The sequence below is a fragment of the Frankia sp. RB5 genome, from assembly GCF_059816245.1.
This window is the reverse complement of sequence record NZ_JCBATA010000067.1, coordinates 32106-43617: the sequence shown is the minus strand read 5'-3', so window position 1 is coordinate 43617 and position 11512 is coordinate 32106. Positions and strand designations below refer to the sequence as shown.

The 11512-nt window shown below is 73.0% G+C and carries 9 protein-coding genes and 1 pseudogene; 7 read left to right on the top strand and 3 right to left on the bottom strand.

What is annotated here, in order from left to right; translation table 11 throughout:
- Positions 1-155 (bottom strand): annotated as a pseudogene (locus tag AC6EXY_RS27145) (helix-turn-helix domain-containing protein); the annotation flags it as partial.
- Positions 156-266: 111 nt separating this feature from the next.
- Between AC6EXY_RS27145 and AC6EXY_RS27140 the strand changes: the two are divergent.
- On the top strand, positions 267-815 hold the full coding sequence (locus tag AC6EXY_RS27140; RefSeq protein ID WP_101833651.1) for a GNAT family N-acetyltransferase: 549 nt from the start codon (positions 267-269) through the stop codon (positions 813-815).
- A gap of 75 nt (positions 816-890) precedes the next feature.
- On the opposite strand, the gene AC6EXY_RS27135 is transcribed toward AC6EXY_RS27140, so the two are convergent.
- On the bottom strand, positions 891-1964 hold the full coding sequence (locus tag AC6EXY_RS27135) for an LLM class flavin-dependent oxidoreductase (protein WP_499818413.1): 1074 nt from the start codon (positions 1962-1964) through the stop codon (positions 891-893).
- Positions 1961-3121 carry an LLM class flavin-dependent oxidoreductase gene (locus tag AC6EXY_RS27130; RefSeq protein WP_499818414.1) on the bottom strand — a complete coding sequence of 387 codons (1161 nt, stop codon included), beginning with the start codon at positions 3119-3121 and terminating at the stop codon, positions 1961-1963. Before AC6EXY_RS27130 ends, AC6EXY_RS27135 begins: the two co-directional genes overlap by 4 nt.
- A gap of 412 nt (positions 3122-3533) precedes the next feature.
- Between AC6EXY_RS27130 and AC6EXY_RS27125 the strand changes: the two genes are divergently transcribed.
- The 6 genes from AC6EXY_RS27125 (at position 3534) to AC6EXY_RS27100 (ending at position 11507) form a co-directional block, all read left to right on the top strand.
- Positions 3534-3947 (top strand): superinfection immunity protein, encoded by a 414-nt coding sequence (locus tag AC6EXY_RS27125; RefSeq protein ID WP_101834761.1) that lies wholly within the window; start codon positions 3534-3536, stop codon positions 3945-3947.
- An 835-nt stretch (positions 3948-4782) separates the two neighbouring features.
- Positions 4783-6459, top strand: a complete 1677-nt coding sequence (locus AC6EXY_RS27120) for an ABC transporter substrate-binding protein (RefSeq protein ID WP_499818415.1) — start codon at positions 4783-4785, stop codon at positions 6457-6459.
- Positions 6456-7643, top strand: coding sequence for an ABC transporter permease (locus tag AC6EXY_RS27115; protein ID WP_101834757.1), 1188 nt, complete (start codon positions 6456-6458; stop codon positions 7641-7643). Before AC6EXY_RS27120 ends, AC6EXY_RS27115 begins: the two co-directional genes overlap by 4 nt.
- The gene (locus AC6EXY_RS27110) at positions 7640-8560 is read left to right on the top strand and encodes an ABC transporter permease (protein WP_101834755.1); all 921 of its coding nucleotides are present in this window, start codon (positions 7640-7642) and stop codon (positions 8558-8560) included. Before AC6EXY_RS27115 ends, AC6EXY_RS27110 begins: the two co-directional genes overlap by 4 nt.
- Complete coding sequence (locus AC6EXY_RS27105; RefSeq protein ID WP_499818416.1) at positions 8557-10353, top strand: dipeptide ABC transporter ATP-binding protein; 1797 nt, start codon at positions 8557-8559, stop codon at positions 10351-10353. The genes AC6EXY_RS27110 and AC6EXY_RS27105 overlap by 4 nt, the downstream gene beginning before the upstream one ends.
- A complete protein-coding gene (locus AC6EXY_RS27100; protein ID WP_101834751.1) occupies positions 10350-11507 on the top strand; it encodes an FAD-dependent oxidoreductase in 1158 nt (385 codons plus the stop codon). The genes AC6EXY_RS27105 and AC6EXY_RS27100 overlap by 4 nt, the downstream gene beginning before the upstream one ends.
- The last annotated feature ends 5 nt before the right edge of the window (positions 11508-11512 follow it).

The window sequence follows — 11512 nt, the reverse complement described above, 5'->3', positions numbered from 1 at the left end:
CTTCTCCGCGTCGCGCTGCGCGAACGCGGCCTTCACCCGGGCCAGGCCCAGTTGTAGGCGAACCGGGCCGCCCCCGCGTGGCGACGCAGGTTCGCGGCCCGGGCGTCGTTCGGGTCGAGTGCGAACCCCTGCTCTTCGAGCCACCGGCCAGGCATCACCCCGCCTCGGACTCGGCGGTTACGCCCGACCACAACGGCCGTGATGCTCAGCCGTGCCGCGCGAAAACCGCTTGGAGGCGGCGGAGTGCGCTGTCTACTCTTCCTGTCGTGCAGATCCGTCACGAGCAACCTGGTGACCGGGAGGCGGTGCGCGACGTCATCCAGCGAGCATTCGGTGACAAGGGGGCGACCGTCGCCGATCTGGTCGACAGCCTGCGGGAGACCCTCACCGCGCACGGCGGGCTGTCTCTCGTCGCCGAGCGGGACGGCCAGGTCGTCGGGCACGCCATGACCACGAGAAGCCTGCTCGACGCGCCCCGCCGCCTGGTCGACGTCCAGGTGCTCAGCCCACTGTCCGTCGTCCCGGAACAGCAGAGGAACGGCATCGGCTCGGCCCTCGTGCGGCGCGGGCTCGCCCTCCTCGCGCAGTCGCCGGCGCCCCTTGTCTTCCTGCAAGGCGACCCCGCCTACTACGCCCGCTTCGGGTTCACTCCCGGTGCCGACCACGACTTCCGCAAACCATCGCTGCGCGTCCCCGACGCGGCTTTCCAGGTCTTCCTCCTCCCCGCCTATCAGCTGTGGATGACCGGGACCCTCGTCTACGCAGACGCCTTCTGGCGGTACGACGCCGTCGGCCTGCGCGACCCCGACGCATAGGCCCCGGCCCCATAGGCCCCGGCCCCTCTCCAGCGGACGGATGCTCGGCCTCGGGGCCACCGCCCCGCGAGCCGGTCAGCCGGGTAGTCGCAGGAGGGGCAGGAGCTGGGTGCCCTGGCGCTCGATCTCCTGGAGGTAGGGCGTGTCGGACAGGACGAAGTGGGTGATGCCCAGCTCGGCGTAGCGGCGCAGGGAGCGGGCGACGTCGGCGGCGGAGCCGACCAGCCAGGTGGTCCCGGCGCCCTCGCCACCGATGCGACCCGGGGCGGTGTAGAGGTTGTCGTCGAGGACCTCGCCGCGGGCCTGCAGGTCGAGCAGCCGGCGCTGGCCGGTGGCGGTCTCGTGGCGGCGGCGGTCGGGGAGGTCGGACTGGCGGGCGGCCAGCGCGGCGACCTTGGCCTCGGCGTCGGCCCAGGCCTGTTCGGTGGTGTCCCGGACGACGGTGGTGACGCGCAGCCCGAACGCCAGCGGCGGGTGCTCGCGGCCCAGCCGCTCGCTGAGCTCCCGCAGGCGCGCGATGCGGTCCCGGAGGTCGTCGAGCGGCTCGCCCCAGAACAGCTGGACGTCCGCCTCGGTGGCTGAGACCCGCTCGGCCGCCGCCGAGGCGCCGCCGAAGTAGAGCGTCGGATGGGGCCGCCCCGGGCGGGCCTGCACCCGGGCGGCGACGGTCGACCCGGTCACGTGCCAGTCGTCGTCGCGGTGGGTGACGTCTCGTTCGGTCCACAGCCGGCGGACCAGCCGCATGAACGCGCCGGTGCGGGCATAGCGCCGCGCCTGGTCGGCCTCATCGTCGCCGTAGGCCGCGAGCTCGTCCGCGCCCGTGACGACGTTCACCCGCACCCGACCCCCCGACAGATGGTCGAGCGTCGCCGCCGCGGCGGCGAACTGCGCCGGCCGCCAGTAGCCGGGGCGGACGGCGATGAGCGGCTCGAAGCGCGACGTCCTCGCCGCCAGCGCTGTCGCCACGGTGAAGGTGTCCGGCCGGCTCCACCCGGCGCCGAGCAGCGCCCCCCGCCAGCCGTGCGCCTCGACCGCGAGGGCCTGGCGGGTGAGCGTCTCCAGGCTGTTGTGGCCGCTGACCGCGTCATCGCCGCGGTGGCCGGGCCGGGCCTCGTTGGGGATGTACCAGAAGAAGTCCGCCGCGGTCATGACATGCCGTCGCCGCCGGCGGCGGGAGCGGCGGCCGAGCCCAGGACCGCAGCCGAGCCCAGGACCGCGGCCGGAGCGAGGGCTGCGGCTGGGGCGGGGTCGGCGGGCCACGGAGGGGCCGGGAAGGGGCGGCTGGGGATCTCACGGCGCAGCACGGGGGCGATGTCGCTCTGGAAGAGCTCGAGCGTCGCGCGATGCTCGGCCGGGGTGAGGCCGTCGGCGTCGACGGGAAGGTGCATCACCTCGTGGCCGAGCCGCTCGTGGTACCGGTGGACCTTCTCGATGATCTGCTGGGGGCTGCCGACGAGGATCGAACTGCGCTCGAGGGCGTCCTCCAGCGTCGGGAAGACCGGCTCCTGCCCCATCCTGCGGAACATGGCGAGGCGGGCCTCGAAGATCGGCCGGTAGCGGGCGATCGCGTCCTGCGAGCGGCGCGCGCCGTAGTACCCGGCGGTGCCCGCGCCGACGAGGATGTCCGCGGGGTCGTGCCCGTAGGCCACCCAACGCTCCCGGTAGTGGCGCACCAGCTCGGCGTACGGCTCGACGGGGTTGGTCACGTTGGCGGAGAACAGCGGGTCGCCGTAGCGGGCGGCGAGGTCCACCGACGCCTCGCTGGTCGCGCTGCCGTGCCAGATCCGGATCTCCGGCTGCAGCGGCCGCGGCCACACCTCGGCCTCGTGCAGCGACGGGCGGAACCGGCCCGACCAGGTGACCTTCTCCTCCCGCCACAGCCGGCGGAACAGCTCGTACGACTCGCGGTTGCGGTCCCACTGGTCATCCGTGGTGACGTGGAACAGCTCCGCCTGCGCCGCGCCGTTGCCCTTGCCGACCATCAGCTCCAGTCGGCCGCCGGAGAGCTGGTCCAGGGTCGCGTAGTCCTCGTAGGCCCGCACCGGGTCGAGCAGGCTGAGGGTCGTGACCGCCGTGAACAGCCGGATCCTCGACGTCCGCGCCGCGATGTGGCTGAGCACCACCGGTGGTGATGAGGAGATGAACGGCCGCTCGTGCCGCTCGCCGACCCCGAACCCGTCGAATCCCAGCTCCTCGGCCAGCACCGCGTTGTCGACCACCTCGCGGAACCGGGCCGTGGTCGACGGGAGCCGCCCGGTGGACGGGTCGGGCGCGTGCACGATCAGGGTGATGGCCAGGAACTTCACGCCTCGCTCCTCCCCCGCGACCCGGCGCCGCTCCGGCGCCGTTCACCGCGGTTCGCCGCGACGACCTGACCGCCGAGGCCGGGCACGCGGGCCGTCGCGGGATCGTCGCCCTCATGCCACACCAGACCGCCGGATGAGCGCAACACTCCGCAACACCGCTGTCATGAGCGGGCAACATCTGGCGCCCGGACCCGGCCTCCGAGCACGCAGCGTGCAGGCCCCTCCGCGCGGACCCCGCTCACCAGCGACTTCCCCGCCGACCACCCAGAGAAAGCCCAGAACCGGTAACTGTGTGTCTACGCAGCGACCTTCACCGAATGCCCGACGCATTCATCGTGTTACTCTTCAGGGGCGTGCAGTCACCCTGCCCGCGACGAGCGCGGCCGCACACGCGAGAGGATCGGGGGATCCCATGAAGGCTGCCGGACTGCTTTTTCTCGTTGTTCTGGTAGCGCTCTACTTCGTCCCGAGCGTCATCGCGATGGTGCGGCAGCGGCAGTCGGCGTCGGTCATCGTGATCAACGTTTTCCTCGGATGGACGCTCATCGGCTGGGTCGTCGCCCTCGCGCTCGCGGTGAGCTCCAACAACGCCAAAGCCGCACCGGGAGCCGCCGGCTATCCCCCGGGCTATCCCCCCGTGCCTCCCCTGCCGCCGGGGTCCACCACACCCCAGCCGTGGTACCCGCAGACGTCCTACCAGCCGAACGGCTCGCCCTGGGACCAGAACCCGACGGCTCCTCAGCAGTACTGGCAGGGGGGGCCGGATCCGTCCCTGGGCGACCCGCGCAATCCGCAGACACCCGGCGGCTCGCTTCCACCCTCCTGAACCGCCGGCAGGCGGTCGGGGGCGAGAGGTGGCCGCGGCCGGAGGTGACGAGGGCACCGGCGGGGAGCCCCGGCGCCGGAGAGGGATCCCGCGCGATCGACCGCCGGCCAGGTGCCGCGAGGGCCTCGGACCCCACGCCAGCCCGCCACAGACCCTCCGCTGCAACACAAGCGAAATCTTTACCAAACCGGTGGACAATGTGCACAGTGGCCGCTACGTTCGTGCAGGTCGGCCGGCCGGCTGATGATCGAGGACAAGCCCGCGCCCGCCGCACCGCTGTGGTTGTGATCGCGGCGGACGGATGGTAGGCGCGGCTCGCCCCGAGCCCGACGAAGGAGACGAGGGCATGGCCGGAGCGAGGCGTCACGCCTGTGGCCGCTCCACCACCATGCGTCCCGTCTCGGTCGCCGGCGCCGTGCCAGGCCTGCGTCCCGCGCGGGTGGCGCAGGTACTGACCCGGCGACTGCCGATCGACCTTCACCGTTCCTCCAGCTGCCTCTGTTCGAGTACTCCTCGCGCCGCGCGGGTCGGCGTCAGCTTCCCGGGCTGACGTCCGCCGCGACCGGCACGGTCAGCACCCGCCGGCCTGGCCGGAGCCGCGCCGTGGCCGACCGGTGAGACGCGGGCCCGCCCGCCCGGTCCTCCCCTGCGCCCTGCGGCACGCCATGGCGGATGCCCACGCACCCGTCAGCCCGGCACGCGGCCCTCGCCTTCCCGAACCGACCTTCCGGCTGTCCGTTTTCACCCCGCGGGCGGCATCGTCGCCGCCTCATACGTCGGCGGCCCCTGGAACCGTCCCCGTCCTTTCGCACGTCCCAAGGAGAACGAGTACACGATGGCCAGCACCGTCTTCGGCCTCAGGAAGGGCGGAAAAAGACGCCCCCTGATGCTCGCCGCCACCCTGTCCGCGGCGCTCGTGCTGGCGGCCTGCGGTTCGGGCGGCGGTTCCACGGGCGGCGCGGCCGGCGCGGCCGGTTCCCCGGTGCGCGGCGGGACGTTGACGTTCGCGATCAACTCCGACGGCAACTGCCTCGACCCGCACCAGAGCCCGGCGGACGTCGACGGCTTCTTCGCCCGGTCGATCGTCGACTCGCTGGTCGCGCTGAGCGACGACGGCACGCTCTCCCCCTGGCTGGCGAAGAGCTGGACCGTCTCGGCGGACCAGAAGACGTACTCGTTCGTCCTGCGCGACGACGTCACCTTCAGCAACGGCGAGAAGTTCGACGCCGCCGCGGTGAAGGCGAACCTTGACCACATCGTCGCCCCGACGACGAAGTCACAGCTGGCGGCCGGCACCATCGCGACCTACACCGGCACGACGGTGATCGACGCGACCCACGCCGAGGTCCGCTTCAGCGCCCCGAACTCGGCGTTCCTGCCATCGCTTGCCACCGCGTACCTCGGGATCGAGGCGCCGAGCACGCTGAAGAAGCCGCCGGCGGACCTCTGCACGAAGATCGTCGGCAGCGGGCCCTTCATCAGCACCGGCGGCTATGTCAAGGGCAAGGGCATCGACTACGTCCGCAACGACAGGTACAACTGGGCGCCGGGGAACGCGAAGCACACCGGCCCGGCACACCTGAACGCGCTGTCGATCCGCTCCATCCCGGAGGACTCCTCCCGCTACGGGGCGCTGACCAGCGGCCAGGTCGACGCGATCGCGAGCGTGCCGCCGGTGAACGTCGCGGCGCTCAAGCGCACGCCGGGATTCACGATCCAGACGGCGGCCGCCCCGGGCGGCAACTACAACTACTACCCGAACACCACCCGCGGGCCCTTCACCGACGTCAAGGTCCGGGAGGCGTTCCGGGTCGGCATCGACTGGTCGACGATCGTCCAGAAGCTGTACTTCGGCGTGTTCCCGCCGGCCCGGGGGCCGCTGTCCCCGTCGACGGTCGGCTATGACAAGACGATCGAGTCGTCCTACGCCTACGACAGGGCCAAGGCGAACCAGCTCCTCGACCAGGCGGGCTGGACCGGCCGCGACGGCCAGGGCTACCGGACGAAGGACGGCGAGCGGCTCACCCTCGTCCACCCGTTCCTCAAGGAGTACACCCGCGAGCAGCGCGACGTCGTCGCCGACCAGGTCCAGGCCGCCGCGAAGGACATCGGCATCGAGGTGAAGACGGAGAACCCCGACTACGCCGGCTTCCTCAAGAACGTCATCGCCGGTGACTACGACCTGCTCGACATGAGCTGGCAGCGGGCCTCGCCGGACGCGCTGCGCACTCTGTTCGGCAGCGCCGCCGTGCCGAAGACCGGCTTCGCCACGAACCTGTCGCGGTTCACCGACCCGGCCCTCGACAAGATCTTCGCCGACGCCCTGAACACCACCGACCTGACCCGCCAGGCGCAGCTCTACGGCGACGCGCAGCAGCGCATCACCGCCGCCGCCGCCGTCTTCCCGGTCTACGTGTTCCACTACGTCCTCGGGTCGAGCACGAAGGTGCAGGGGCTGCGCTTCGAGCCGCAGGCGTTCCCGCTGTTCTACGACGCCTGGACGACCAGGTGAGCATCGCCCTCGTGGCGGACGGGCGGCGCGCAGGAGGCCTCGCGGTCTCCTCCGCCGGCGCGGTCGGGCTCGCCGTCGCCCGGCGGGTCGGCTACGCGGTGCTCGTGCTCTGGGGCGCGGTCACCGTCACCTTCACCGCGCTGCACCTGAAGTCCGGCAGCACCGTCGACGTGATCATCGGGCAGTCGCCGGTCAGCCCCGAGGTCAGGGCGCAGATCATCAGCGACTACGCGCTGGACAAGCCCTGGCTGGTCCAGTACTTCGACTACCTCGGGCACCTGCTGCGCGGCGACCTCGGCCATTCCTACAACCAGGGAATGGACGTCACGTCCGCGATCGGCGAGCAGATCCTGCCGTCGTTCGAGCTGATGGCCGCCGCCATCGGGCTCGCCCTGATCGGGTCGGTGACGGTGGCGGTGCTGACCGCGGGCCGGCCGCGCTGGATCCGAAGCCCGTTCTCCCTGCTGGAGATCGTCGGCGTCGCCGTGCCGGCGTTCTGGCTGGCGATCCTGCTGCTCACCGTGTTCTCCTTCCAACTGCACTGGTTCCCGGCGATCGGCGCGAACACCGCCCGCGGCCTGGTGCTGCCCGCCGTCGCCCTCGCCGCCGCCCCGGGCGCGACGCTCGCGCAGATCCTGCGCAACGGCCTGGAGCGCACACTCGACGAACCGTTCGTGACGACGGCCCGCAGCCGCGGCATCGGGGAGGCGGCGGTGCTGGTCCGCCACGCCCTGCGGCACGCCCTGATGCCGGCGATCACCATCGCCGGCTGGATCGCGGGCGCGCTGCTCGGCGGCGCGGTCGTCATCGAGAACGTCTTCTCCCGCCAGGGGCTCGGGTCGCTGACGGTCGGCGCGCTCGGCCGGCGGGACTTCCCCCTGATCTCCGGCGTCGTGCTCGTCGCGGCGTCGTTCTATGTCGTCGTCAACCTGCTCATCGACGCCGCCTACCCGCTGCTCGACCCACGGCTGCGCCCCGACGCGACGATCAGCCCCACGCCGGTCGCCGGCGCCACGGACGTCACCACCACGGCCACCACGGCCGCCCCGACCGCCCCGACCGCCACGGCCACCGCCACGGCCGCCACCGCCGCGCCGGCCGTCTCCGCCCCGGCAGGTGGCGGCGACCCGACGCCGCCGCGGTCACCATCGACGACCGACCCGAACCAGGAGGGTCGAGGATGACCACCGCACCCCCTGACCTGGCCGCCTCCGTGGCCGGCGGCGCGCAGCCCGTCGACGGCACCACGAGCGTGCCCGCGGCCGGTGCGCGCGGGCGCTGGTCGCGCGCACGCCCGACGCGGCCCGGGGTGGTGCTGAGCTTCGCCTTCCTGGCGCTGCTGGTGGTCGCGGCGATCTGGCCGGGGCTGTTCACCGGCACCGACCCGAACGCCGCCGACATCGCGCAGACCCTGCGCGGACCGGGCGCGGGTCACCTGCTGGGCACCGACCAGAACGGCCGGGACATCCTCGCCAGGATCGTCCACGGCACCCGGCCGTCGTTGCTGATCGGGCTGACCGCGTCGGCGCTGGCACTTGTGGTGGGCGCGGCGATCGGCGTCGCGGCGGCGCAGGGCGGCCGGCTGGTCTCGGCCTTCTTCGACTGGCTGCTGAACGTCATCCTGAGCATCCCGGGCCTGCTGCTCGCGCTGCTGGTCATCGCGGTCCTCGGCCCCGGCACTCGCAACTCGATCATCGGTCTGAGCCTGATACTGCTCCCCGGCTTCGCCCGGGTGGTCCGCGGCGAGGTGCTGCGCATCCGCGCGTCGGTCCACCTGGAGGCCGCGCGGGCCCTCGGCTGGCCCCAGCGCCAGGTGATCCTGCGCCATCTGGTGCCCAACGCGCTGGCGCCGGTCCTGATCCTGGCGACGATCGGGGTGGGCTCGGCGATCGGACTGGGATCGACGTTGAGCTTCCTCGGTCTCGGCCCGCAGCCGCCGACCGCCGAGTGGGGCGCGATGCTGGCCAGCAGCCGCACCTACTTCTCCGTCGCCTGGTGGCCGGCGATCTTCCCCGGCATCGTGATCACTCTCACCGTGCTGACCATCACGGTCGCCGGTCAGTTCCTGCAGGCTCGACTCGAAGGTCGCGGCGCCCGATGACGACGAACAACGGCACCGCCCCGGTGCGCACCGCGAAGCCGGGTGACACCGCGATATCGGGCGCTCGCGGCGGGGCCCTGGTCGACGTCGCGGACCTGCACGTGCGGTTTCGGCTGGGCCGGCGCACGGTGGACGCCGTGCGCGGCGTGTCGTTCCGGATCGACCCCGGCGCGTCCGTCGCGATCGTCGGGGAGTCCGGCTCCGGCAAGAGCGTCACCGCCCGCAGCCTCGTCGGCCTGGTGGGCAGCGGCTCGCAGGTGCGTGCCGCACGCCTGGTCGTTGACGGCGGGGACGTCCGGGACGTCCCACAGCGCCACTGGCGGACGCTGCGCGGGCGGCGGGTCGGATTCGTCCTGCAGGACGCGCTGGTCTCCCTGGACCCGGCCCGCCGGATCGGCGCCGAGATCGGCGAGACGCTGCGGGCTCACCGGGTGGTACCGCCGCGGGAGGTCGACGCACGGGTGGTCGAGCTGCTGCGCGAGGTCGGCGTGCCCGAGCCCGAGGCCCGCGCCGGCCAGTATCCGCACCAGCTCTCCGGCGGTCTGCGGCAGCGGGCCCTGATCGCGTCGGCGATCGCCGCCGACCCCGCGCTGCTCGTCGCCGACGAGCCGACGACCGCGCTGGACGTCACCGTGCAGGCGCAGATCCTCGACATGCTCGCGCGGCGCCGCCGGGCCGGGACGGCGCTGCTGCTCATCAGCCATGACCTGGCCGTGGTGTCCCAGGTGGCCGACCACGTCTACGTGATGAAGGACGGCGTGTTCGTCGAGCACGGCCCGACCCGCCAGGTGCTCGACGATCCGCGCCACCCCTACACCCGCCAGCTGCTCGCCGCGGCACCGGTCGCGCACGCGCGCGGTACTCGGCTGTCCCCCCCGCCCGCCAGCCCTGACGGACGGCCGTCGAGCGCGCGGGTCACGTCGGTCGGCACGGGCGCGGGGCCGTCCGGCCCGGTGGCACAGCCGCGGGCGGTGGCACAGCCGCGGGCGGTGGTCGGTGACGAGGTCGTGCTGGCCGCGCACCATCTGGTGCGTCGATTCGCCCTGGATTCCCGCCGCGTCCTGACCGCCGTCGACGACGTGTCCCTGACGCTGCGGGCCGGGGAGACGCTCGGCATCGTCGGTGAGTCCGGTTCGGGCAAGACGACCACCGCGCGGCTGCTGCTCGACCTGGAGCGGGCCGACGCCGGCACGGTCGAGGTGGACGGCACCGCCTGGGGCGATCTCGACGCCCGTGCCCGCGCCCGGCTGCGCCGGCACATCCAGGTGATCTACCAGGATCCGCTCAGTTCGTTCGACCCGCGCTACCCGGTCGGGCGGATCATCGCCGAGCCGCTCGCCGTCGCCCGAGTGCCCCGCGCGCGGCGACGGGAGCGGGTGCTGGAGCTGCTCGACCAGGTGGGTCTGGCCCGGGAGGTGCTCGACCGCCGGCCGCGCCAGCTCTCCGGCGGGCAGCGCCAGCGGGTGGCGATCGCCCGCGCGCTCGCGCCACGGCCCAGGGTCATCGTCTGCGACGAGCCGGTCTCCGCCCTCGACGTCTCCATTCAGGCACAGATTCTCGACCTGCTCGCGGACCTGCAGGCCGAGCTCGGCATCGCCTACGTGTTCATCTCCCACCACCTCGGCGTGATCTACCACGTCAGCGACCGGGTACTGGTGATGAAGGACGGTCGGATCGTCGAGTCCGGCGACGTCGAGCAGATCTTCCGCAACCCCGCGCACGAGTACACGCGCAGCCTGCTCGCCGCCGTGCCGACCCTCGATCGCCCGGCCACGGCGCAGGTGTCGGCGTGAGCGCTCAGCGGGTCGACGTCGTGGTACTCGGCGGCGGGGCGATGGGGTCGGCCGCGGCCTGGCAGCTCGCGCGGCGAGGCGTCGACACGGTGCTGCTCGAGCGGTTCGCCGCCGGGCATACCCGGGGCGCCTCGCACGGCGCGTCCCGGATCTTCCGCCTCGTCTACCCCGACGTCGGCTACATCCGGCTCGCGCAGCGGGCCCTCGTCGGCTGGCGGGAGCTCGAGGACCTCGCCGGCGTCCCCCTGCTCACCGTCACCGGTGGTCTGGAGCACGGCGCCGACCCCGTCCTCGACCAGGTCGCCGAGGCCGCCGCCAGCGCGGGAGTGGGCGCGCGATGGCTGGCGCCGCGGGACGCCGCGGCGCGCTGGCCCGGGCTGCGCTTCGACACCCGGGTGCTGTTCCATCCCGACTCCGGCCGGCTGCACGCCGACCGCAGCGTGACCGCGTTGCAGGAGAACGCGGCCAAGCACGGCGCCGAGGTGCGACACGAGACGCCGGTCAACACGGTCACGATCCGTGACGAGGATGCCGTCGAGGTCCGCACCGACGACGACGTGTACCTGGCCCGACGCGTCATCGTCGCCGCCGGCGCCTGGACGGCGAAGCTGCTCGGCGGCGTCGTGCCGCTGCCCGCGCTGCGCGTCACCCAGGAGCAGCCCGCGCACTTCGCGCCGCTCGCCCCGGCCGGTGCGGCCGGTGCGGACGGCGGGGGTGCGGCGGACGCCGGCGCCGGCTGGCCGAGCTTCGTGCACCTGCTCGCCGCCGGGACGCGGGAGGCCGTCTCCTTCCACGGCGGGGTCTACGGGCTGTACACGCCCGGCGGGGGGATCAAGGTCGGGTTCCACGGGGTCGGCCCGGTGGTCGACCCGGACCGCCGGGACTTCACCGCGGAACCGACCCAGCTCGCCGCGTTGCGGGAGTACGTTCGGCGGTGGCTGCCCGGAGCGGACCCAGACAGCTACCACCCGATCAGCTGCACCTACACGACGACTCCGGACTCCCACTTCGTTCTGGACCGGCATGGCCCGGTGGTCGTGGCAGCGGGATTCTCCGGCCACGGTTTCAAGTTCGTGCCGGCCATCGGCGCCATCCTCGCCGACCTGGCCATCGAGGGCACCCGCCCTGATCCCCGATTCGCCTCCACCCGCTGATCCGC